Source organism: Streptomyces sp. NPDC085481 (assembly GCF_044541845.1).
GTDB lineage: Bacteria > Actinomycetota > Actinomycetes > Streptomycetales > Streptomycetaceae > Streptomyces.
Map to the genome: position 1 here is coordinate 201,043 of NZ_JBITTJ010000003.1, position 22,342 is coordinate 223,384.

At 72.8% G+C, this 22,342-nt stretch carries 22 protein-coding genes; 8 read left to right on the forward strand and 14 right to left on the reverse strand.

The genetic code is table 11. The features are described 5' to 3' along the window. Nucleotides 1–10 precede the first annotated feature (10 nt). Nucleotides 11–682 (forward strand): lysophospholipid acyltransferase family protein, encoded by a 672-nt coding sequence (locus ACIGEZ_RS09690; RefSeq protein ID WP_399828127.1) that lies wholly within the window; start codon nucleotides 11–13, stop codon nucleotides 680–682. A 66-nt stretch (nucleotides 683–748) separates the two neighbouring features. Here the strand turns inward: ACIGEZ_RS09690 and ACIGEZ_RS09695 are convergent, their stop codons facing one another. After that, entirely contained in the window at nucleotides 749–2,293 is a 1,545-nt protein-coding gene (locus tag ACIGEZ_RS09695) for an MFS transporter (protein WP_399828129.1), read from the reverse strand. After that, nucleotides 2,290–2,841 (reverse strand): TetR/AcrR family transcriptional regulator, encoded by a 552-nt coding sequence (locus tag ACIGEZ_RS09700; RefSeq protein WP_399828133.1) that lies wholly within the window; start codon nucleotides 2,839–2,841, stop codon nucleotides 2,290–2,292. The genes ACIGEZ_RS09695 and ACIGEZ_RS09700 overlap by 4 nt, the downstream gene beginning before the upstream one ends. Before the next feature lie 84 nt (nucleotides 2,842–2,925). Between ACIGEZ_RS09700 and ACIGEZ_RS09705 the strand changes: the two genes are divergently transcribed. Further along, a complete protein-coding gene (locus ACIGEZ_RS09705) occupies nucleotides 2,926–3,435 on the forward strand; it encodes an HAD domain-containing protein (protein WP_399828135.1) in 510 nt (169 codons plus the stop codon). 12 nt (nucleotides 3,436–3,447) lie between these two features. Here ACIGEZ_RS09705 and argH read toward each other — a convergent pair whose 3' ends face one another. Then, nucleotides 3,448–4,875 carry an argininosuccinate lyase gene (gene argH / locus ACIGEZ_RS09710; protein ID WP_399828137.1) on the reverse strand — a complete coding sequence of 476 codons (1,428 nt, stop codon included), beginning with the start codon at nucleotides 4,873–4,875 and terminating at the stop codon, nucleotides 3,448–3,450. Between the two features lie 143 nt (nucleotides 4,876–5,018). Between argH and ACIGEZ_RS09715 the strand changes: the two genes are divergently transcribed. The 3 genes from ACIGEZ_RS09715 to ACIGEZ_RS09725 are packed head-to-tail and all read left to right on the forward strand — an operon-like array spanning nucleotide 5,019 to nucleotide 7,687. Continuing rightward, on the forward strand, nucleotides 5,019–6,440 hold the full coding sequence (locus ACIGEZ_RS09715; RefSeq protein WP_399828140.1) for a hypothetical protein: 1,422 nt from the start codon (nucleotides 5,019–5,021) through the stop codon (nucleotides 6,438–6,440). After that, a complete protein-coding gene (locus ACIGEZ_RS09720) occupies nucleotides 6,428–6,994 on the forward strand; it encodes a pyridoxamine 5'-phosphate oxidase family protein (protein WP_399828143.1) in 567 nt (188 codons plus the stop codon). The genes ACIGEZ_RS09715 and ACIGEZ_RS09720 overlap by 13 nt, the downstream gene beginning before the upstream one ends. A 9-nt stretch (nucleotides 6,995–7,003) precedes the next feature. Then, nucleotides 7,004–7,687, forward strand: a complete 684-nt coding sequence (locus ACIGEZ_RS09725; protein ID WP_399828146.1) for a L,D-transpeptidase — start codon at nucleotides 7,004–7,006, stop codon at nucleotides 7,685–7,687. A gap of 7 nt (nucleotides 7,688–7,694) precedes the next feature. Here the strand turns inward: ACIGEZ_RS09725 and ACIGEZ_RS09730 are convergent, their stop codons facing one another. From ACIGEZ_RS09730 to argC, 5 genes are read right to left on the reverse strand one after another with little or no spacing between them, the layout of a single operon-like run. Next, a complete protein-coding gene (locus tag ACIGEZ_RS09730) occupies nucleotides 7,695–8,231 on the reverse strand; it encodes an arginine repressor (RefSeq protein ID WP_399828148.1) in 537 nt (178 codons plus the stop codon). Between the two features lie 7 nt (nucleotides 8,232–8,238). Then, on the reverse strand, nucleotides 8,239–9,435 hold the full coding sequence (locus ACIGEZ_RS09735) for an acetylornithine transaminase (protein WP_399828151.1): 1,197 nt from the start codon (nucleotides 9,433–9,435) through the stop codon (nucleotides 8,239–8,241). Next, nucleotides 9,435–10,355, reverse strand: coding sequence for an acetylglutamate kinase (gene argB, locus ACIGEZ_RS09740; protein WP_399828153.1), 921 nt, complete (start codon nucleotides 10,353–10,355; stop codon nucleotides 9,435–9,437). The genes ACIGEZ_RS09735 and argB overlap by 1 nt, the downstream gene beginning before the upstream one ends. After that, complete coding sequence (gene argJ / locus ACIGEZ_RS09745) at nucleotides 10,352–11,503, reverse strand: bifunctional glutamate N-acetyltransferase/amino-acid acetyltransferase ArgJ (protein ID WP_399828155.1); 1,152 nt, start codon at nucleotides 11,501–11,503, stop codon at nucleotides 10,352–10,354. Before argJ ends, argB begins: the two co-directional genes overlap by 4 nt. Then, on the reverse strand, nucleotides 11,500–12,528 hold the full coding sequence (gene argC / locus ACIGEZ_RS09750; protein WP_399828157.1) for an N-acetyl-gamma-glutamyl-phosphate reductase: 1,029 nt from the start codon (nucleotides 12,526–12,528) through the stop codon (nucleotides 11,500–11,502). Before argC ends, argJ begins: the two co-directional genes overlap by 4 nt. A gap of 241 nt (nucleotides 12,529–12,769) precedes the next feature. Here argC and ACIGEZ_RS09755 point away from each other — a divergent pair, with 241 nt between their 5' ends. After that, the gene (locus ACIGEZ_RS09755; RefSeq protein ID WP_399828159.1) at nucleotides 12,770–13,375 is read left to right on the forward strand and encodes a dihydrofolate reductase family protein; all 606 of its coding nucleotides are present in this window, start codon (nucleotides 12,770–12,772) and stop codon (nucleotides 13,373–13,375) included. A 211-nt stretch (nucleotides 13,376–13,586) separates the two neighbouring features. Here ACIGEZ_RS09755 and ACIGEZ_RS09760 read toward each other — a convergent pair whose 3' ends face one another. The 3 genes from ACIGEZ_RS09760 to ACIGEZ_RS09770 all read right to left on the reverse strand — a co-directional run bounded on the left by ACIGEZ_RS09760 (nucleotide 13,587) and on the right by ACIGEZ_RS09770 (nucleotide 16,977). Beyond that, nucleotides 13,587–15,974, reverse strand: coding sequence for an ATP-binding cassette domain-containing protein (locus tag ACIGEZ_RS09760; protein WP_399828162.1), 2,388 nt, complete (start codon nucleotides 15,972–15,974; stop codon nucleotides 13,587–13,589). A 120-nt stretch (nucleotides 15,975–16,094) separates the two neighbouring features. After that, nucleotides 16,095–16,511, reverse strand: a complete 417-nt coding sequence (locus ACIGEZ_RS09765) for a VOC family protein (RefSeq protein ID WP_399828165.1) — start codon at nucleotides 16,509–16,511, stop codon at nucleotides 16,095–16,097. A 10-nt stretch (nucleotides 16,512–16,521) separates the two neighbouring features. Next, nucleotides 16,522–16,977 carry a helix-turn-helix transcriptional regulator gene (locus ACIGEZ_RS09770; protein ID WP_399828167.1) on the reverse strand — a complete coding sequence of 152 codons (456 nt, stop codon included), beginning with the start codon at nucleotides 16,975–16,977 and terminating at the stop codon, nucleotides 16,522–16,524. Nucleotides 16,978–17,112: 135 nt separating this feature from the next. Here ACIGEZ_RS09770 and ACIGEZ_RS09775 point away from each other — a divergent pair, with 135 nt between their 5' ends. Together ACIGEZ_RS09775 and ACIGEZ_RS09780 are read left to right on the forward strand one after the other, a co-directional pair. Beyond that, complete coding sequence (locus tag ACIGEZ_RS09775) at nucleotides 17,113–18,054, forward strand: DUF4440 domain-containing protein (RefSeq protein WP_399828170.1); 942 nt, start codon at nucleotides 17,113–17,115, stop codon at nucleotides 18,052–18,054. Nucleotides 18,055–18,207: 153 nt separating this feature from the next. Further along, the gene (locus ACIGEZ_RS09780; RefSeq protein WP_399828173.1) at nucleotides 18,208–19,809 is read left to right on the forward strand and encodes an ABC-F family ATP-binding cassette domain-containing protein; all 1,602 of its coding nucleotides are present in this window, start codon (nucleotides 18,208–18,210) and stop codon (nucleotides 19,807–19,809) included. A gap of 93 nt (nucleotides 19,810–19,902) precedes the next feature. On the opposite strand, the gene ACIGEZ_RS09785 is transcribed toward ACIGEZ_RS09780, so the two are convergent. The 3 genes from ACIGEZ_RS09785 to ACIGEZ_RS09795 form a co-directional block, all read right to left on the reverse strand. After that, on the reverse strand, nucleotides 19,903–21,060 hold the full coding sequence (locus tag ACIGEZ_RS09785) for a methyltransferase (protein WP_399828176.1): 1,158 nt from the start codon (nucleotides 21,058–21,060) through the stop codon (nucleotides 19,903–19,905). A gap of 180 nt (nucleotides 21,061–21,240) precedes the next feature. Further along, complete coding sequence (locus tag ACIGEZ_RS09790; protein WP_399828179.1) at nucleotides 21,241–21,816, reverse strand: histidine phosphatase family protein; 576 nt, start codon at nucleotides 21,814–21,816, stop codon at nucleotides 21,241–21,243. Nucleotides 21,817–21,885: 69 nt separating this feature from the next. Further along, nucleotides 21,886–22,338 (reverse strand): GNAT family N-acetyltransferase, encoded by a 453-nt coding sequence (locus ACIGEZ_RS09795; protein WP_399828181.1) that lies wholly within the window; start codon nucleotides 22,336–22,338, stop codon nucleotides 21,886–21,888. Nucleotides 22,339–22,342 lie beyond the last annotated feature (4 nt).

The following is a 22,342-nucleotide window of genomic DNA, read 5'->3' on the forward strand; positions in this document are numbered from 1 at the left end:
GGAGGAACCGTTGTCCCGTCTCGCGATCATGAAGGCCTCCCTCGGTCCGGTCCTGCGCCTCATGTTCCGCCCACGCGTCGAGGGCGCCGAGAACGTCCCGGGGACGGGTCCGGTCATCCTGGCGGGCAACCACCTGACCTTCATCGACTCGATGATCATGCCGATCTGCCTGGACCGGCAGGTCTTCTTCATCGGCAAGGACGAGTACGTCACCGGCAAGGGCGTCAAGGGCCGCCTGATGGCCTGGTTCTTCACCAGCGTCGGCATGATCCCGGTGGACCGCGACGGCGGCCGCGGCGGGGTGGCGGCGCTGATGACGGGCCGCCGGGTCCTGGAGGAGGGCAAGATCTTCTCGATCTACCCCGAGGGCACCCGCTCCCCCGACGGCCGCCTCTACCGGGGCCGTACGGGCATCGCGCGACTGACCCTGATGACGGGTGCGCCGGTGGTCCCGTTCGCGATGATCGGCACCGACAAGATCCAGCCGGGCGGCTCGGGCTTCCCGCGGCCCGGCCGGGTGACGGTCCGCTTCGGCGAACCGATGGAGTTCTCCCGTTACGACGGGATGGACCGCGACCGGTACGTGCTGCGGGCGGTGACGGACTCGGTGATGGCGGAGGTCATGCGGCTTTCGGGCCAGGAATACGTGGACATCTACGCCACGAAGGCGAAGGCCGCGTAGCGAAGACGACGAAGGCGCCCCCGTACGGTCCGTTCCGTACGGGGGCGCCGTCTCGTGTCGTACGCGTCAGTGCTCGACGCCGTCCGCCAGCTTCTGGCCCTTCAGCAGGAACCAGGCCGCGACGGCCGTGGCGAGCAGGACCGCCGCGCCGGCGCCGGCCGCGATCCGCAGGCCGTCGACGAAGGCTTCCTGGGCGGCCGAGACGAGTGCACCCGCCTGGTCCGGGGCGAGGCCGGCGGAGACCTCGACCGCGCCGCCGAGCGAGTCGTGGGCCGCGGCGGCGGTGTCGGAGGGGATGCCGGCCGGGGTGGCGAAGCCCCGGTAGACGCCGGTCACGATCGAGCCGAGCACGGCGATGCCGAGGGCCGCGCCCAGTTCGTACGCCGTCTCGGAGACGGCGGAGGCGGCACCGGCCTGGTCCTTGGGCACGGTGGAGAGGATCACGTCGGCGGTGACGGTGAACGCGAAGCCCGCGCCCACGCCGACGACGAGCAGGCTCGCGCCGAGCAGCGGGTAGCCGGTGGACTGGCCGATGGCGGTGAGCGCCGCGAGGGCGAGACCGATGGCGGCGAGACCGGCCGTGACGACGGACCGCACGGAGAACCGCCGGGCGACCGTGCCGGCGATCAGACCGGCCGTCACCGCGCCGACCGCGGCGGGCAGTTCGGCGAGTCCGGCCTCCAGCGGCTGGCGGCCCTGGACCAGCTGGAAGAACTGGGACAGGAAGAACACCAGGCCCGACAGGCCCAGGATGGTGAGCAGGTCGGCGAGGACGGCGCCGGAGAAGCCTCGGTTGCGGAACAGGCGCATGTCCAGGAGCGGGGCCTCCAGGGTGAGCTGGCGGCGCACGAACCAGGCCAGCCCGCCGATGCCGACGAGGGCGGCGGCGACGACGCCCGGGGTGAGGCCCTCGGCGGCCAGCTCCTTGATCGCGTAGACGACGCCGATCATGCCGATGAGGGAGAGGCCGACGCTGGGCAGGTCCCAGGGGCCCGGGTTCGGGTTCTTCGACTCGGGGATCATCTTGGCGCCGACGAGGACGAGGACGGCCATGACGGGCAGGTTGATGAGGAAGACCGAGCCCCACCAGAAGTGCTCCAGGAGGAATCCGCCGACGACCGGTCCGACGGCGGCGCCGGCGGAGGCCATGGCGCCCCAGATGCCGATGGCGAGGCTGCGCTCGCGCGGGTCGTGGAACAGGTTGCGGATCAGGGCGAGCGTGGAGGGCATGAGGGTGGCGCCGGCGACACCGAGCAGGGCGCGGACCACGATCATCATCTCGGGGCTGGTGGCGTAGGCGTTGAGGACGGAGACGGCGCCGAAGGCGACGGCGCCGGTGAGCAGCAGCTTCTTGCGTCCGATGCGGTCGCCGAGGCTGCCCATGGAGACGAGGAGGCCGGCGATGACGAAGGAGTAGACGTCGCCGATCCACAGGAGCTGGGTGCCGGAGGGCTTGAGGTCCTCGGAGAGGAAGGGGGTCGCGAGGCCGAGCACCGTGGCGTCGACGGCCACGAGGAGCACGGCCAGGACGAGCACGGCGAGGGCGAGCCACCGGCCGGGGCGGCGGACGCCCTCGGTATGGCTCTCGTGCCGGATGGTCTGGGTGGTCACTTCTCCACGCTCCTGCGTGCTCCGCCGAGCAGCAGCTCGGCGATCATGTACGGGAAGTCCTTGGCGGCGAGTCGCCCGTCCTGTACGGACCAGGCGGCGGCTCCGACGAGCCCGTAGAGGGCCTCGGTGAGCCAGGCCGGGGTCAGGTCGATGCGGAAGACGCCCTGTTCCTGTCCGCGCCGGAACAGCGCGGCGACCCGGGCGTCGAGGCGGGCCCAGCCCTCGTTCTGCTGGTCGCCCTCGAAGAGCTGGTTCTCGGTGACGAGGAAGGCGATCAGCGGGGCGACGGGCTCCACGGCGCCGATCAGCCTGTGTACGGCCTCGTCGGCGGGCCCGTCGTCGAGCCGGGCCGCGTCGAGCGCGGCCTCGAACTCCTCGATGCCCATCTGCTCCAGCGCCCGCACGAGCGCGTCGCGCCCGGCGAAGTGCCGGTGCAGCGTGGCCCGCCCGATGCCCGCGGCCCGGGCGACCTCGTCCATGGTGGCGGTCGCCTTGCGGGTGAGCAGGGCGGCGGCGGCGCGGAGCACCTGGGTGCGGTCGACTGACATGAGACGACCATACACCAAGTGAGACATGAATGTCTCATTCGAAATTTCGACGCCTCAGAATGAGGGGAGAGGGATGCTGTGGACATGACGAAGCCGCTGCTGATGATCGACGTGGACGGCCCGCTGAATCCGTACGCGGCACAGCGGGAGCGCCGGCCGGAGGGGTACACGACGCACCGGATGCGGCCGGGCGGCTGGTTCGAGACCAAGCCGCTGCGGGTCTGGCTGAACCCCGGCCACGGGGAGGAGCTGCGCGCGCTGGCCGAGGCGTACGAGCTGGTGTGGGCGACCACCTGGAAGGGCGAGGCCAACGACTGGATCGGGCCGCGTCTGGGGCTGCCGGCGCTGCCGTTCATCGACTGGCCCCGGATGCACGGGAAGGCCCCTCGCGGGACCTTCTGGAAGACGCAGTACATTCTGGAGTACGCGGCCGGGCGGCCGTTCGCGTGGGTCGACGACGACATCACCGCGTACGACCACGAGTACGTGGAGCAGAACCACCTCGCCGCCGCCCTGCTGCTGCGCGTCGACCCCCGGCTCGGACTGCTCCGGCCGGATTTCGACGCGCTCGCGGACTGGGCGGCGGCGCTGTGACGTCGTGAGGGGCTATCGCTTGGCGGTGGCCCAGGCGTGCTGGATGACCAGGTCGGCCTTGACCTCGACGAGCTGGGCGGCGACGGCCGAGGGGGCCGTGCCGCCGCGGCCGTCGCGGGAGGCGAGGGCGCCGGGGACGTTGAGGACCGTGCGGACCTCGGGGGTCAGGTGCTCGGAGATCTTGGCGAACTGGTCGTCGGTCAGCTCGTCGAGCTCCTTGCCCTCCGCCTCGGCGACCTTGACGCACTCGCCGGCCACCTCGTGTGCCACACGGAAGGGCACGCCCTGCTTGACCAGCCACTCGGCGATGTCGGTGGCGAGCGAGAAGCCGGCCGGGGCGAGCTCCTCCATCCGCTCGCGGTTGACGGTGAGCGTGGCCATCATGCCGGTGAAGGCGGGGAGCAGGATCTCCAGCTGGTCGCAGGAGTCGAAGACCGGCTCCTTGTCCTCCTGGAGGTCCCGGTTGTAGGCGAGCGGCAGCGCCTTGAGGGTGGCCATCAGGCCGGACAGGTTGCCGATGAGGCGGCCGGACTTGCCGCGGGCGAGCTCGGCGATGTCGGGGTTCTTCTTCTGCGGCATGATCGACGAGCCGGTGGAGAAGGCGTCGTGCAGGGTCACGAAGGAGAACTCCTTCGTGTTCCAGATGATGATCTCCTCCGCGATCCGGGAGAGGTTCACCCCGATCATCGCCGTGATGAAGGCGAACTCGGCGACGAAGTCGCGCGAGGCCGTGCCGTCGATGGAGTTGCCGGCCGAGCCGCGCTCGAAGCCCAGGTCCTTGGCGACCGCCTCGGGGTCGAGCCCGAGCGAGGAGCCGGCGAGCGCGCCGGAGCCGTACGGGGAGACGGCGGTACGGGTGTCCCACTGCCGCAGCCGCTCCGCGTCCCGGGAGAGGGACTGGACGTGGGCGAGGACGTGGTGGGCGAAGAGCACCGGCTGGGCGTGCTGGAGGTGGGTCCGGCCCGGCATGGCGACGTCCGGGTGGGCCTCGGCGAGGCCGACGAGCGCGTCCTGGAGCTCGGCGATCAGGCCTCCGATGATCCGGGCGTGGTCGCGCAGGTACATCCGGAAGAGCGTGGCGACCTGGTCGTTGCGGGACCGGCCGGCCCGCAGCTTGCCGCCGAGCTCGGCGCCGAGCCGTTCCAGGAGGCCCCGCTCCAGGGCGGTGTGGACGTCCTCGTCGGCGATGGTGCCGACGAAGGAGCCGTCGGCGACGTCGGCCTCCAGCCGGTCGAGGCCGGCCAGCATGCGGGTCAGCTCGTCCTCGTCGAGCAGCCCGGCCTTGTGCAGCACGCGGGCGTGCGCGCGGGAGCCGGCGATGTCGTACGGCGCGAGGCGCCAGTCGAAGTGGACCGACGCGGACAGCTTGGCCAGGGCCTCGGCGGGGCCGTCGGCGAACCGGCCGCCCCAGAGCCGCACGTCACCGTTGTTGCTGCTCACTGCTGTTGCTCCTCAGGTGCAGGATGATGGTGATGGGTATAACTATGCAGACCTCCGTATGTTTTGTCAAAGGGTCGGGGCGGCCGGGCAGGGCGGGAAATAACCGCACGCGGCGAGGGGCGCACACGTCCTAGGCTCCGTGCATGTCGAGCGAGGAGAGGCCGCGGGACGCGGCGGTACGACGGCTCGGGCGGGGGCTCCCGCTCTACCGGGTCCTGGACGTGACGCGCGCGAGCGCGTGGACGGACCTGGACGAGGACGTGCGCGGCGCGATGGGGCGGGGCGCCTTCACGCCGCGCCCCGATCACTCATGGCTCACCGCCGACGGGCTCACCGCCGACGGGCTCACCGCCGAGGGGCTCACCGCCCAGCGCCAGGGCGGCTGGCGGGCGCTGCTCGGCAAGGCCCCCTTCGGCAAGACGCCCACCGAGGCGCAGCTGGCCCGCGCACTGTGCGCGCCGGACGGACGCATCCGGGAGGCCGCGCTCGCGCACGCCGCCCGGCAGCCCGCCGTCCTCCCGCTGGTCGCGATCCGCACCACGGACTGGGCCGGGCCGGTACGGGAGAAGGCGCGCGCCGTCCTGGCAGCCGCGCTGCCGACCGCGGACCCCGGCACGCTCGCCGTCACCGTCCCGGTGCTCCTGCGGATCCGGGACCGGCTGCGCGCCGGAGAAGGCACGGCCCTCCTGGACGAGCTGCTGCACAACACCCCCGCGGACACCCTCACCGCGCTGCTCACGGCCAGGGATCTGGCCACCCGCCGGCTCGCCATCGGCATCGCCACGCGGCGAGGGGTGCTCGGCCCGGACGAGCTCGCCCGGATCGCCGCCTCCGACGCCGACGTGGCCGTCCAGGACAGGGCCGCCACGGCCGTGGTGGCCTCGGACCCCTCGGGCCAGACGCTCGCCGTACTGCTCGGCGCGCCGTACGGCCGGGTGCGGGCCGCCGGTGTCACCGCCCTGCGGCGGGCCGGCCGGGCCGCCGACGCGGAACCGTTCCTGTACGACAGGTCGGGGCTCGTCCGGGCCTGCGCCCGCTGGGTGCTACGCCAGGACGGCACCGATCCGCTGGCGCTCTACCGTACGGCCTGCGCCGACCCCGGGGCCGTGCCCTGCTGGGCGCCGCTCGGGCTCGCGGAGTGCGGCGACCAGCGGGCCGACCTCCCTGCCCTGTGGGCGCTGACCGGCCACGAGCGGGCACTGGTGCGCAGCTCCGCCGTCGCGGGCCTGCGCGTCCTCGAGGTCGCCGACTTCGGCCGGCTGCTGCCGCTGCTCGACGACCCCGCGCCCGGTGTCGTCCGGGAGGCGGCGCGGGCCCTGCTGCCGTGGGCGGACCGGCTGCCGGAGCAGGAGCTCCTGCGGCGCACCGGTCCCGACCGGCCGGCGCACCTGCGGATCCGGGCGGTGCGGCTGCTCCGTGCGAACGGCACGCCCGCGTACGACGAGACGGCCCGGCGGCTCGCCGACGATCCCGATCCGGTGGTGCGCCGCCAGGTCCGCCGGGCGCTCGGCATGGAGGAGGCCCGGCCGGCAGGCACCCCCCGCCCGCGGCTGTGGCGAACCTGAACTCGCCCGTCCCGAGCGGCCGGTGGGCCGCCCGCCGTGGCACGCTCGTCGTCCTCGACGAACTGACGCTCGTCTACGTGGACTTCGGCGGTGGCGGCGCGGAGACCGTGGCGCATGTGCGCGAGCCGGGCAACGGGCGGACCACGCTCATGTGGACGGCGCTCTCGGGGCCGCCGACCGTGGTGCGGGTGCACGGCAGGGGTGAGGTGGTGTTCCGGGACGACGTGCGCTCGGGCGAGCTGTTCGCGCGGTTCCCCGCCGAGGCGGACGAGGGGCAGGGCAGTGCGCGGGCGATCGTCGTGGTGCACGCGCGGCGGGTCAGCGACGCCTGCGGCTACGCCGTGCCCCTGATGGAGCACCAGGAGGACCGGCAGCCGCACGCGGACTACTTCAACCGTGCGACGGAGGGCGGGTTCAACGCGTACCGCGCACGCAGGGACCACATCGCCACCAGCCTCGACGGGCTGCCCGCGCTGCCGCTCCCGCTGCCTCCGCTCCCCCGGTCGGGTCACTGGGACGGGCTTCGCCTGGCAGGGGCCCCGTCCCGCGCCTAGCGTCGCGCCATGCGAACCCTTCTCGCGCTCGGCGCCCTGGCCGCGACGCTCGCCGCGCCCGGCCCCGTACCGCTGCCCGCGCGGATGGCGGACACCGGCGGCGGGGCTCAGCTGATCACCGCGGAGGCCGCCGGCGCAGACGCCACCACCGGCACCCTCACCTGGTGGGACCGGCGCGGCGGCCGGTGGGTGGCGGCGGGTGCCGCGCCCGCGCGGTTCGGGGCGAAGGGCCTCGCCGAGGGAAGCACACGGCGGCAGGGCACGAACACCACCCCTACCGGGCTGTACCGGCTGCCGTACGCCTTCGGGGTCAAGGCCGCGCCCGCCGGGACGGCGTACGGCTACGCCCGGGTGACGGACCGGTCCTGGTGGTGTCAGGACAACGCCTCGGACGCGTACAACCGCTGGGTGGAGGGGCTGCCCCGGGACTGCCGGGCCGCCGAGGCCGAGCACCTGGTGTCGTACGGGACGCAGTACGCACACGCGCTGGTCATCGGCTTCAACTACGACCGCCCGGTCCGCGGCCGCGGCGCCGGGATCTTCCTGCACGTGAACGGGCGCGGGGCGACGGCCGGCTGCGTCTCCGTGCCGGAGGAGGCGATGCGCAGGATCCTGGCCTGGGCGGATCCGGTCCGCCGGCCGCACATCGCCGTCGGCACGCGGGGCGGGCCGACGGCGATCACGCGCTACTGAGGGGCGCTCAGCGCTCCTTCTGCGCCAGGCGCAGCAGGTGGTCGGCGAGCGCCTGGCCGCCGGCCGGGTCGCGGGAGATGAGCAGCAGTGTGTCGTCGCCCGCGATCGTGCCGAGGATCGCGTGGAGTTCGGCCTGGTCGATGGCCGACGCGAGGAACTGGGCGGCGCCCGGCGGGGTGCGGAGCACCACCAGGTTGGCCGAGGCCTCGGCGGAGATCAGCAGTTCGCCGGAGAGGCGCCGCATGCGCTCCTCCTTGGCGGACTCGCCGAGCGGGGCCTGGGGGGTGCGGAAGCCGCCCTCGCTGGGCACCGCGTAGATGAGTTCGCCGCCCGTGTTGCGGATCTTCACCGCGCCGAGCTCGTCGAGGTCGCGGGAGAGCGTGGCCTGGGTGACGCTCAGCCCGTCGTCCGCGAGGAGCTTGGCGAGCTGGCTCTGCGACCGCACCGGCTGCCGGTTCAGGATGTCGACGATCCTGCGGTGGCGTGCGGTGCGGGTCTGCGGAACGGACGGCCCGCCGTGCTCGGTTTCCTGCGCGTCGGTCATCGTCGTCTCATTCTCCGGTTCGTCCTTCCCCGTACGCCTCGTCGAGGACGCCGGGCAGAGCCCGAAGGAGGGCGTCCGCTTCCGCGTCGCCGATGACGAGCGGCGGCATGAGCCGTACGACATCGGGGGCGGGCGCGTTCACCAGGAGGCCGGCGTCCTGAGCCGCCTGCTGCACCTGCGGCGCGACGGGCTCGGTGAGCACGATACCCAGCAGGAGGCCCGCCCCACGGACATGGGAGACCAACGGATGGCCGAGGGCCTCGATTCCGTCGCGCAGCTTCTCGCCGAGCCGCTTGACCTCGTCGAGGGCCGCGTCGGCGCCGAGGGTGTCGAGGACGGCGATTCCGGCGGCGCAGGCGACCGGGTTGCCGCCGAAGGTGGTGCCGTGGTGGCCGGGCTCGAACAGCTCCGCGGCCGCTCCGAAGGCGACGGTCGCGCCGATCGGCAGGCCGCCGCCGAGGCCCTTGGCGAGGGTCACGATGTCGGGGTCGACCCCGTCGTGGGCCTGGTGCTCGAACCAGTGGCCGGTCCGGCCGATGCCGGTCTGGACCTCGTCGAGGACGAGGAGGGTGCCGGTGGCGCGGGTGATCTCGCGGGCGGCCCGGAGGTAGCCGGCGGGCGGGACGACGACGCCGTTCTCGCCCTGGATCGGCTCGATGATCACGAGTGCGGTGTCCTCGGTGACCGCGGCGCGCAGGGCGTCGACGTCTCCGTACGGGACGTGCGTGACGTCGCCGGGCAGCGGCAGGAACGGGGTCTGCTTGCCGGGCTGGCCGGTGAGGGCGAGGGAGCCCATGGTCCGGCCGTGGAAGCCGCCGGTGGTGGCGACCATGTGGCGGCGGCCGGTGAGCCGGCCGATCTTGAAGGCGCCCTCGTTGGCCTCGGCGCCCGAGTTGCAGAAGAAGACCCGGCCGGGGCGGCCGAAGAGCTGGAGCAGCCGTTCGGCGAGGGTGACGGGGGGTTCGGCGACGAACAGGTTGGAGACGTGGCCGAGGGAGCCGATCTGGCGGGAGACGGCCTCGACGATCGCCGGGTGGGCGTGGCCGAGGGCGTTGACGGCGATGCCTCCGACGAAGTCGAGGTACTCCTTGCCGTCGGCGTCCCAGACCCTCGCACCCTCGCCGCGGACGAGCGGCAGCCGGGGCGTGCCGTAGTTGTCCATCAGCGAGTCCTGCCACCGCTGGGTCAGTTCGGCGTTGCTCATCACGACTCCCCCGTCGTCTCGTCGGGCACGACCATCGTGCCGATGCCCTCGTCCGTGAAGATCTCCAGCAGGATCGAGTGCTGGACCCGGCCGTCGATCACTCGGGCCGTGGTGACGCCGTTGCGTACGGCGTGCAGGCAGCCCTCCATCTTGGGGACCATGCCGCTGGACAGCTCGGGCAGCAGCTTCTCCAGCTGGGCGGCGGTGAGCCGGCTGATGACCTCGTCGCTGTTCGGCCAGTCCTCGTAGAGGCCCTCGACGTCGGTCAGGACCATCAGCGTTTCGGCGCCCAGCGCCGCAGCGAGTGCCGCAGCCGCCGTATCAGCATTGACGTTGTAGACATGGTGGTCGTCCTGGGAACGGGCGATGGAGGAGATGACGGGGATCCGGCCGTCGTCGAGAAGCGCCTGGATAGCGCCGGTGTCTATGGCGGTGATCTGGCCGACCCGGCCGATGTCGACCTGCTCGCCCGCGATGACGGGCTGGTGCTTGGTGGCGGTGATGGTGTGGGCGTCCTCGCCGGTCATGCCGACGGCGAAGGGGCCGTGCTGGTTGAGCAGGCCGACGAGCTCGCGCTGGACCTGTCCGGCGAGGACCATGCGGACGACGTCCATCGCCTCGGGGGTCGTGACGCGCAGGCCGGCCTTGAACTCGCTGACGAGTCCCGCCTGGTCGAGCGCGGCACTGATCTGGGGGCCGCCGCCGTGCACGACGACCGGCCGGAGGCCGGCGTGGCGCAGGAAGACGACGTCCTGGGCGAAGGCCGCCTTGAGCTCGTCGTCGATCATGGCGTTGCCGCCGAACTTGATGACGACGGTCTTGCCGTGGTGGCGGGTGAGCCAGGGCAGCGCCTCGATGAGGATCTCCGCCTTCGGGAGAGCCTTGTGCTTCCGGGTCGGGTTGTGGGAGGCGTCGGTCATGAGGAGTAGGCGCTGTTCTCGTGGACGTAGTCGGCGGTGAGGTCGTTGGCCCAGATGACGGCGGACTCGGACCCGGCGGCGAGGTCGGCGGTGATGACGACCTCCCGGTAGCGCATGTCGACGAGCTCGCGGTCCTCGCCGACGGAGCCGTTCTTGCAGACCCAGACGCCGTTGATGGCGACGTTCAGCTCGTCGGGCTCGAAGGCGGCGGAGGTGGTGCCGATGGCGGAGAGCACCCGGCCCCAGTTGGGGTCCTCGCCGTGGATGGCGCACTTGAGGAGGTTGTTACGGGCGATGGACCGGCCGACCTCGACGGCGTCGTCCTCGCTGGCCGCGTTGATCACCTCGATGCGGATGTCCTTGCTGGCACCCTCGGCGTCGCCGATGAGCTGGCGGGCGAGGTCGTCGCAGACCTCCCGTACGGCCGCGGCGAAGGCGTCCTGGGCGGGGGTGACGCCGGCGGCGCCGGAGGCGAGCAGGAGGACGGTGTCGTTGGTGGACATGCAGCCGTCGGAGTCGACCCGGTCGAAGGTGAGCCGGGTGGCCTGCCGCAGGGCGGCGTCGAGGTGCGGGGCGTCGACGTCGGCGTCGGTGGTGAGGACGACGAGCATGGTGGCGAGGCCGGGGGCGAGCATGCCCGCGCCCTTGGCCATGCCGCCGACGGTCCAGCCGTCCCGGGAGGCGACGGCGGTCTTGTGGACGGTGTCGGTGGTCTTGATGGCGATGGCGGCCTTCTCGCCGCCGTGCTCGGAGAGCTCGCCCGCGGCCTTCTCGACGCCCGGGAGCACCTTGTCCATGGGGAGCAGGAGGCCGATGAGACCGGTGGAGGCGACGGCGACCTCGCCGGCGCCGATGCCGAGGACCTCGGCGGCCTTCTCGGCGGTGGCGTGGGTGTCCTGGAAGCCCTGCGGGCCGGTGCAGGCGTTGGCGCCGCCGGAGTTGAGGACGACGGCGGTCAGCTCGCCGTCGGCGAGGACCTGCTGGGACCACAGGACGGGGGCGGCCTTGACGCGGTTGGAGGTGAAGACTCCCGCGGCGGCGCGGCGCGGCCCGGTGTTGACCACGAGGGCCAGGTCCGGGTTGCCGTTCTCCTTGATTCCGGCCGCGATGCCTGCGGCCGTGAATCCCTTCGCTGCGGTGACGCTCATGGAGCGACTCCAATCGTGGAAAGTCCGGTGTCCTCGGGGAGCCCGAGGGCGATGTTCATGCTCTGGACCGCGCCGCCGGCGGTGCCCTTGGTGAGGTTGTCGATGGCGCTGATGGCGATGATCCGGTTCGCGTCCGCGTCGTACGCGACCTGGATCTGAACGGCGTTGGAACCCTGGACGGACGCCGTGGACGGCCACCGGCCCTCGGGGAGCAGGTGGACGAAGGGCTCGTCCGCGTAGGCCTTGTCGTAGGCGGCGCGCACGCTCTCGGCGGTGACGCCGGGCTTGGCGGTGGCCGAGCAGGTGGCGAGGATGCCGCGGGACATGGGGGCGAGGGTCGGCGTGAAGGACACGCTCACCCGCTCGCCGGCCAGGGCGCTGAGGTTCTGGATCATCTCGGGGGTGTGCCGGTGGCCGCCGCCGACGCCGTACGGGGTGACGTTGCCCATGACCTCGCTGCCGAGCAGGTGCGGCTTGAGGGCCTTGCCGGCGCCGGAGGTGCCGGTGGCGGCGACGATCACGGCCTCGGGCTCGGCGAGGCCGTCGCCGTACGCGGGGAGGAGGGCGAGGGAGACGGCGGTGGGGAAGCAACCGGGCACCGCGACACGCTTGGACCCTTCCAGCGCCGCGCGGGCACCCGGCAGTTCGGGGAGCCCGTAGGGCCAGGTCCCGGCGTGCGGGGAGCCGTAGAACCGCTCCCAGTCGGCGGAGTCCGCGAGCCGGAAGTCGGCGCCCATGTCGATGACGAGGGTGTCCGGGCCGAGCTGCTCGGCGACGGCTGCGGACTGCCCGTGCGGGAGCGCGAGGAACACGACGTCGTGGCCGGCGAGGACCTCGGGGGTGGTCGGCTCCAGGACCCGGTCGGCGAGCGGCAGCAGGTGCGGCTGGAGACCGCCGAGGGTCTGGCCGGCGTTGGAGTGGCCGGTCAGGGCGCCGATCTCGACCTGGGGGTGGGCGAGGAGAAGACGCAGAAGCTCTCCGCCCGCGTATCCGCTCGCGCCCGCGACTGCTGCTCGTACCGTCATGGAAACCCTCCTCATGGATGGCATGACTATACGCACAGCCGCAGTTTTATGCAAAGCGGGACGCGTGTGCCGGTCCGCCCCGCTGTGACCGGGCGTTTCAGTCGGCCCCTGAGCGTTGTACTCGGCCCGGCCGAGCGTGATCGTCGGCCCAGGCCTTTTTCCTCGTTACTCCACAGCGCGGCCGATGAGTTTGTCACTCCCGGTCGGTCCAAGCTTGTGACCCCCAGGAAAGGACACCGCCATGTCGGAGCTTCTCGTCGACTTCATCACCTCCCTCGACGGCTATGCCTCGGGAGAGGGATGGCCCGGGTTCTGGGGCCTCGAGGGCCCGGAGTACCTCGCATGGCTCGGCAAGCAGCCCGAGGCCACCTACCTGATGGGAGCGAACACCTACCGCCTGATGTCGGGCTTCGCCGCAGGCGAGGTCCCGAATGGCCAGGACGAGTTCAGGCCCGAAGAAGAGGCGTCCGTCGACGAGCTCACGCGAGCGCCCAAGGTGGTGTTCTCCTCCTCACTCAAGGAGCCACTGACGTGGGCCAACTCCACGCTCGTCCGCGACGACGCCGTCGAGGCGGTCCGCGCCATGAAGTCGAGTGGTTCGGGGCTCCTCAGCACGATCGGCAGCCTAAGCCTGTGCCGGTCCCTTCTGCGAGCCGGACTCGTCGACCGCTTCCGGGTCGTGATGTTCCCGGTGATCACCGGGGCCACGGGCGAGGAACGCATCTACGACGGCTATCCGGACGTTGCCCTCGAGATGATCGAGCACCGCACCTTCGACGGCCGCATCCAGCTGGTCGAGTACAAGCCCCGCGTGCTCGAGCACCCGCCGCTCGGCGTCCCTGCGTGACATCGCCCGACCGCCGGTCTGGACGACTGCGAGGCCGGCGCCGACAGGCGCGGTCCACCTTCCGGATATGGCTGCGCCGCTGAACGCTTTCCCAGGGCTGAGCCTCGCTGAGCGCTCTACATGGCCGACGGGGCCAACTGAAGCGCTCAGTCGCACCCGCGCGGCCGGGCCCGCCCTTCGGGGGGGGCGGGCCCGGCGGTGGGTGGTCGGGTCAGCTGCGGACGTAGGACGCCAGGTGTTCGCCGGTGAGGGTGGAGCGGGCGGCGACGAGGGCTGCGGGGGTGCCCTCGAAGACGATCCTGCCGCCGTCGTGGCCGGCGCCCGGGCCGAGGTCGATGATCCAGTCGGCGTGCGCCATCACCGCCTGGTGGTGCTCGACGACGATCACCGACTTGCCGGAGTCCACCAGCCGGTCGAGAAGCCCCAGCAGCTGCTCCACGTCGGCCAGGTGAAGACCGGTGGTCGGCTCGTCCAGGACGTAGATGCCGCCCTTGTCGGCCATGTGCGTGGCCAGCTTGAGGCGCTGCCGCTCGCCGCCGGACAGGGTGGTGAGCGGCTGGCCGAGGCTGACGTAGCCGAGTCCGACGTCGGAAAGACGGGCGAGGACGCGCTGCGCGGCCGGGGTGTGGGCCTCGCCGGAGGCGAAGAACTCCTCGGCCTCGGTCACCGGCATCGCGAGCACCTCGCTGATGTCGCGGCCGCCCAGCCGGTACTCGAGCACCGCCGCCTGGAAGCGCCGCCCCTCGCAGTCCTCGCAGGTGCTGGTGACGCCGGCCATCATCGCCAGGTCGGTGTAGATGACGCCCGCGCCGTTGCAGGTGGGGCAGGCGCCCTCGGAGTTGGCGCTGAACAGGGCCGGCTTGACGCCGTTGGCCTTGGCGAAGGCCTTGCGGATCGGCTCGAGCAGCCCCGTGTACGTCGCCGGGTTGCTGCGCCGCGAGCCGCGGATCGGGCTCTGGTCGACCGACACCACGCCCAGGTCGCCGGGGACCGACCCGTGCACGAGCGAGCTCTTGCCGGAGCCGGCCACGCCCGTGACGACGGTGAGCACGCCGAGCGGGATGTCGACGTCGACCTTGCGCAGGTTGTTGGCCGTCGCGCCGCGGATCTGCAGGGCGCCGTTCGGCTCGCGTACGGAGTCCTTGACGGCGGAACGGTCGCCGAGGTGCCGGCCGGTGAGCGTGTCCCCGGCCCGCAGCTGGTCGACGGTGCCCTCGAAGCAGACGGCGCCGCCCGCCGTACCGGCACCGGGGCCGAGGTCGACGACATGGTCCGCGATCGCGATCATCTCCGGCTTGTGCTCCACGACCAGCACCGTGTTGCCCTTGTCGCGCAGCCGCAGCAGCAGCTCGTTCATCCGCTGGATGTCATGCGGGTGCAGACCCGCGGTCGGCTCGTCGAAGACGTACGTGACATCCGTGAGCGAGGATCCGAGGTGCCGGATCATCTTCACGCGCTGCGCCTCGCCGCCCGACAGCGTGCCCGCCGGCCGGTCGAGCGCGAGATAGCCGAGGCCGATCTCCACGAACGAGTCGAGGGTCTGCTGCAACGCGGTGAGCAGCGGCGCCACCGAGGGCTCCCTGAGCCCGCGCACCCACTCGGCCAGGTCGCTGATCTGCATGGCGCAGGCGTCGGCGATGCTGATCCGCTTGATCTTCGACGCCCTGGCCCCCTCGGCGAGCCGGGTGCCGTCGCACTCCGGGCAGGTGGTGAACGTGACCGCCCGGTCCACGAACTCCCGGATGTGCGGCTGCATCCCCTCCTTGTCCTTGGCGAGCATCGACTTCTGGATCCGCGGGATCAGACCCTCGTACGTCATGTTGATCCCGGCGATCTTCATCCGGGTCGGCTCGTGGTGCAGGAAGTCCTGGAGCTCCCGCTTGGTGAACCCGCGGATCGGCTTGTCCGGGTCGTAGAGGCCCGACTCGCTGTACAGCCGGTAGTTCCAGCCGCCCGCCTTGTAGCCGGGGATGGTCAGCGCGCCCTCGTTGAGGGACTTCGACTCGTCGTAGAGCTGGGTGAGGTCGAGATCGGTGACCGAGCCGCGGCCCTCGCAGCGCGGACACATGCCGCCCGTGCGGTTGAAGGTCGCCTTGACCGTCTTCTTGTCGCCGCGCTCGACGGTGATCGCACCGCTCGCCCGGACCGAGGGCACGTTGAAGGCGTACGCGCTGGGCGGGCCGATGTGCGGCTTGCCGAGCCGGCTGAAGAGGATGCGCAGCATCGCGTTGGCGTCGGTGGCGGTGCCGACCGTGGAGCGGGGGTCGGCGCCCATCCGCTGCTGGTCCACGATGATCGCGGTGGTGAGCCCTTCGAGGACGTCGACCTCGGGCCGCGACAGGTTCGGCATGAAGCCCTGGACGAAGGCGCTGTACGTCTCGTTGATGAGCCGCTGCGACTCCGCGGCGATCGTGTCGAACACCAGGGAGCTCTTGCCCGAGCCGGAGACCCCGGTGAACACCGTCAGCCGGCGCTTGGGGATCTCGATGCTGACGTCCTTGAGGTTGTTCTCGCGCGCTCCGTGCACGCGGATCAGTTCGTGGCTGTCGGCGGCGTGCGACGCGGACTGCTGCGCGCCCTTGCTCGTTGCCCTGCTCATCGTGGTGTCTCCATCTGTTCGGGCTGCCTTCACCGCCCAGCGGCCGCGGGAGGGCCCCGGCCTGGGGCCGGGGCCCTCCCGCGGGCGGTCCTTGCCGGGCGGGTCGTCTCTCGTGCTCCGCTACTTCTTCCGGGGCTGATTGAAGCGCAGCATGTTCCCGGCCGGGTCCCGGAACGCACAATCGCGCACGCCGTACGGCTGGTCGACCGGCTCCTGGAGCACTTCGCCGCCCGCCGCCCGGATGCGCTCGAAGGTGGCGTCGACGTCGTCGGTGGAGAAGATCACGCCGCGCAGCATGCCCTTGGCCAGCAGTTCCGCCATGGCCTGCCGGTCGGCCGCGGGGGCGTTGGGGTCGGCGAGCGGCGGTTCGAGGACGATCTCGACGTCCTGGTCGGGCGACCCGACGGTCACCCATCGCATCCCCTCGAAGCCGACGTCGTTGCGGACTTCGAGGCCGAGGACGTCGCGGTAGAAGGCGAGCGCCTTGTCGTGGTCGTCGACGGCGATGAAGCACTGTGCGAGGTTGATGTTGTTCATGTCCCCGACGCTACGAGGCGGGCGCGGAATCCGCTTCTCCGATCCTGACCGGCCCGCCGCCCGCCGCCGTCCGGCCGTTTCTGACCGGGCGGGTGGCGACCTTGGCGACGCACGCCGGGATCGGGGCGCCCGACTCGTGGTCGCGGGCCCGGTAGGCGCTGGGGCTCTCGCCGACCAGCTCCGTGAAGCGCGAGCTGAACGACCCGAGGGAGGTACATCCGACGGCGAAGCACACCTCGGTCACGCTCAGGTCTCCGCGGCGCAGCAGCGCTTTGGCGCGCTCGACCCGCCGGGTCATCAGGTAGTTGTACGGGGTGTCCCCGTAGGCGGCGCGGAAGCTGCGGGAGAAGTGCCCGGCCGACATGAGGGCGACGCGCGCGAGGGCCGGAACGTCCAGCGGCTCCGCGTAGTCCCGGTCGATCACGTCCTTCGCCCGGCGCAGCCGCACCAGGTCCTCGAGGTTCATGCCCACCAGGATGGCACGGCAGTCCGGGACGGGGCCGCTGTCACGTCGGCGGCTGTCACATCGGCGCCGGTCGGCGCGTCAACGCACTGACGGAACCGGCCCGGCCGCCCCGGCCCCGAAGAGGAGTGATGCCCGATGCACGAGGACAGCTATCTGACCGCGCAGTTCGACGCCCACGAAGCGCGGCTGCGGGCCGTGGCCGGGCGGATGCTCAGGGCGGGCGGGGAGGCGGAGGAGGTGCTGGCCCAGGCCCGGGAGGAGCTGACGGCCCGGGGCGGGGTGCGGGAGTGGCTGGTGGCGGCGGTCGGACAGGCCTGCGTACGACGCCTCCAGGGGCGGGCCGGGGTGCATCCGGCCGGGACGACGGGACGGGCAGGGCTCGCAGGCACCGAGGGGCCGACAGTCGCCACCGGAAGCACCGGGACCACGGGGACCACTGGAACCACCGGAACCACGGGAAGCACAAGGACCACCGAGACCACCGGGACCACCGGGACCACCGGCCCCGTGGACCCGGCCGGTGACCCGGACGATGTGGACGCCCTCTGGCTGGCCCTGCTCGTCGTCCTGGAGACGCTCGGCCCCGGGGAACGGCTCGCCTACGTGCTGCACGACCTGTTCGGGCTCCCCCTCGCGGACACCGCCCGGATCACCGGCGGCACGCCCGAAGAGGCCGGCCGCCGCGCCCGGGCGGCCAGGCGGCGGGTGCGCGGCGACGGGGCGGGCGGTCAGCCGACGCGACAGCGAGCGGTGGTGGAGCGCTTCCTCACCGCGGCCCGCGCCCGGGACGCCCGTACCCTCGCCGGCCTGCTCGCCCCGGACGTCGTCGCCTACTCCGAGCAGGGACCCGTGCACGGCGCGCCCGCCGTCGCCGAAGGCGTGGCCGCCTACGCGCGGCTCGGCCAGGCGACCCGCCCCGCCCTGGTGGACGGCTCGATCGGGGTCGTCGCGTTCGCGGACGGCCGGCCGGTGTCGGCGGTGGCGTTCACGCTGCGCGAGAACCGGATCGTGGCCCTGGAGATCACGACGGGCGAGGAGCGCGTACGGGCCCTGGAGCTGACCTTCCCGGAGCGCTGACCGCACCGGTCGGCCACGGCGCCGGAAAACGGAATGCGGCCGCCCCGCCCTCCCCCGTACCGTGGAGCACATGTCGACGCCCCGAATCTCCTAGCTCCAGGACCCGCCTCCACGCCACCCGTGTGTCCTTCAGCTTGTTCGGAGCGTCCTCCCATGATCACCCTTCGTGGTGTCGACGTGCGCGTCGGCGCCCGTCTCCTCCTGTCCCAGATCTCCTTCCACATCGCGCCCGGCGACCGGATCGGCCTGGTCGGCCGCAACGGCGCCGGGAAGTCCACCCTCCTCGACACCCTCGCCGGGGTGCGCGCCCCCGCCACCGGCAGCGTCCTGCGGACCGGCGCCGTCGCGCACCTGGCGCAGGACTCGCGCGCGGCCGACCCGGCCGCGACCGTGACCGACCGGATCCTTTCCGCCCGGGGCATGGACGTGGCCGTCCGCCGGCTGCGGGCGGCCGCCGACCGGCTCGCGGAGCGCGCGGACGAGCGCGCGATGGACGCGTACGCCCGCGCCGAAGCCGCGTTCGAGGCCCGCGGCGGGTACGCGGCCGAGGCCGAGGCGGCGCGGGTCGCCGCCGGGCTCGGGCTGCCCACCGCACTGATGGGGCGGCCCGTCGGCACCCTGTCCGGCGGCCAGAAGCGCCGGGTGGAGCTGGCCAGGATCCTCTTCGCCGGGCACGGCCGCGAGGGCACGCTGCTGCTCGACGAGCCGACCAACCACCTCGACGCCGACTCGGTCGGCTGGCTGCGCGGCTTCCTCGCGGCGCACCAGGGCGGCCTGGTCGTCATCAGCCACGACCTCGACCTGGTCGCCGAGACCGTCAACCGGGTGTTCCACCTCGATCCGCGGCGTCTGACGGTCGACGTCCACAACACCACGTGGTCCGCCTACCTCGCCCAGCGCGACGCGGACGAGCGGCGCAGGACCCGCGAGCGGGCCAACGCCGAGCGGAAGGCGGCCGCGCTGCACGCCCAGGCGGACCGGATGAAGGCCCGTTCGTCGACGGCGGTCACCGCGCGGAGCATGGCGCGCCGCGCCGACCGTCTGCTCGACGGCCTGGAGGCGGTCCGCCGCACCGAGAAGGTGGCGCGGATCCGGCTGCCGGAGCCCGCGCCGTGCGGCCGCACACCGCTGGGCGCGGTGTCGCTGACCAAGGGGTACGGGGGCGATCGCCCGGTCCTCGACGGGGTCGACCTCGCGGTGGACCGGGGCGCCCGGCTGGTCGTGCTCGGCCTCAACGGCGCGGGCAAGACCACGCTCCTGCGACTGCTCGCGGGGCGCGAGGCCCCGGACTCGGGCCGGGTGGTGCACGGGCACGGGCTGCGGCTCGGCTACTTCGCCCAGGAGCACGAGACGCTGGACCCGCGTCGCACGGTCCGGGAGAACCTGGCGGCGGCAGCCCCGCATCTGACCGACGGCGAGGTGCGGCGCGTGCTCGGCGCGTTCCTGTTCGCGGGCGCCGACGCCGACAAGCCGGCCGGGGTCCTCTCGGGCGGCGAGAAGACCCGGCTCGCGCTAGCGGGCCTGGTCCACTCGGGCGCGAACGTGCTCCTGCTCGACGAGCCGACGAACAACCTGGACCCGGCCTCCCGCGACGAGGTCCTGGCCGCCGTGGGCACGTATCCGGGCGCGATCGTGATGGTCACGCACGACGAGGGCGCGATCGACGCGCTGCGTCCGGAGCGGGTGCTGCTGCTTCCGGACGCGGACGAGGACCTGTGGAACGAGGACTACCGGGAGCTGGTGTCCCTGGCGTAGGCCGTGTCGTCCGGATCACCCCGCTCACCGCACCCCGGGGCACCCAGGCCGAGGGGCGGGCCGATCCGGAGGACACGGCCGAGGCCGCCGCCGCTACCTCTTGACGGCCCGAAGGACCACGAACTTCGGATCGCTCGCGACGAGTTCGCTGTTGCCGAAGATCCGGCGCAGGGTGACGTGGTAGCCGAGGTGCCGGTTGCCGATCACCCACAGCTCGCCGCCGGGCCGCAGGGCCCGGCGGGCGTCGGTGAACATGCGGCGGGCGGTGCGGTCGGTGGTGGCCTGGTGGCTGTGGAACGGCGGGTTGTTGAGCACGAGGTCCACCGTGCCGGGTGCGAGCCCGGCGAGCCCGTCACCCACGACGAACTCGGCCTTGCGACCGTCCCCGGCGTGGCTGCGGAAGTTCTCCTCGGCGGAGGCGACGGCCTGGTAGGACTCGTCGGTGAAGAGCAGCTCGGCCTCCGGCTCGGCGAGCGCGACGGCGAGGCCGACGACGCCGTTGCCGCAGCCCAGGTCGGCGACCCGGGAGCGGCCGAGGTCGTGCGGCAGGTGCTGGAGGAGGAAGCGGGTGCCGATGTCGAGGCGGTCGGCGCAGAAGACTCCGGCCTGGTTGACGACGGTGCGGCCCGCGAGGCCGGCCGGGGCGTCGGCGGGGAGCTCGTACCGGTACGGCCAGGGGTTCGCGCCCCGCGCGACGGTCGGGACGGGGGTGGTGTGGATGAGCCGGGCCTTCTTCACGGCGAGGGAGGTCCGGGTGGGCCCGAGGATCCGCTCGAAGAGCCGCAAGGTGGAGGTGTGGATCTCCTTCACCATGCCGGCGCCGACGATCACGGTGCCCTGGTGCACGGCCGGGGCGAGCCGGTGCAGCTGGTCCTCCAGGAGCGCGAGGCTCTTCGGCACCCGGACGAGCAGCACGTCGACCCGTTCGGGCGGCGGGTCCTGGGTGGTGAGCAGCCGTACGGCGCCGGCGGCGGCCCCCGAACGGGCCAGGTTGTCGTCGGTGGCCCGCCGCCCGAGGTACGAGTCGGAGATCTGGACCAGCTCGCCCGCCCCCGCGGCGGCGAGCGCGGTGACGAGCGCGCCCCAGCGGTCGCCGACGACGGCGACGGTGCCGGACAGGTCGGTGCGGTTCTCGGCGAGGTGCTGGAGCAGGTACTCGTCGGCCGCGTCCCAGGCACGCAGCGGATCGCGCGGGTCCGAAGGGAAGCGGGTGAGCGGGAAGGAACCCCATGACGTGGTGAGACGATTCATCGTGCCCCCAGGCTAGCCGGTCACGGCTCCGCCCTCCCCGGCCCCGCACTCCGCGGCCGCCACGGTGAGCCGGCCCCTCGGGGAGGTGGCGACCTGGGCATCCGCGCCGTGCAGCGTGCGGTCCCGAACCCGGCCCCCTGCGTGGCCCCCGCGCCATCCACCACCGAAGGGACCCGGCGGTCAGGACACGGCCGCCGCCAGCTGGAGGTGCCACAGTCCGGGCCGCCCGGTGAGAGTGACGGTGGACAGCGGCCGCACGTCGACGTTCCAGTACGTGGTCGGCGGGGCCTTCAGGGCGTAGACGAGGGCGGCCCGTACGACGGCGGGTTCGGCGACGGCGACGATGGCGCCGTCGTCGGCGGGCCGGGTGTCGAGCCAGCCCCCTATGCGGGTGATGAAGGAGAGCAGGGTCTCGCCGCCGTGCGGGGCGGTGCGCGGATCACCCAGCCAGGCGTCGACGGCCCCCGGTTCGACCGCGGCGACCTCGGCGAGGGTGAGGCCGCGCCAGCGGCCCATGTCGCAGTCGCGCAGGGCCGGCTGGGCGAGCGGGGCGTAGCCGAGGGCGGTGCCGGTGGCGCGGCTGCGGGGCGTCGGGGAGCAGTAGCGCAGTTCGGCGGCACCGAGCGGAACCAGCCGGGGCGCGGCGAGCTGCACCTCGTACCAGCCGGCCTCGTCGAGCGGCCGGTCGTCGTCGAAGCGTTCGGCGAGCAGGGAGGAGCTGCGTGCCGCGGCGACGAGCGTGACCCGAACACCCATGGCCGCGATCGTGAGGCCGGTGGCCCCGCAGGTCAAGGGGTCATTTCGCGGGCCGCGAGGGGCCCTGGCTCACTGCTGTCCGAGAGCCATCCACTTGTCCGGATTCTGCAGTGGCGTGAATCCGACTTTCTCGTACACGCCGTGCGCGTCGGCGGTGGCGAGCAGGACGCGGCGCAGCCCGTACGGCTCCAGGTGCTCGCGGACGGCGGTGACGAGCGCGGTGCCGAGGCCGGTGCCGCGGGCGGGGTGGTCGACGTAGACGTCGCAGAGCCAGGCGAAGGTGGCGTAGTCGGTGACGACCCGGGCGTAGGCGGCCATCGCGCCGCTCGCACGGTCGTAGGCACCGAAGTTGAGCGAGCCGGCGATGGCGGCGTCCTGCTTCTCCCGAGGTCGGCCGAGGGCCCAGTACGCGTCGGTGGAGAGCCAGTGGTGCACACGAACCGCGTCGATCCGTCCGGGATCGGCTGAGATCTCGTACGCCCCGTGCATGACGGTGCCGGCGGCGGCGCTGGTGTCGGTCATGGCC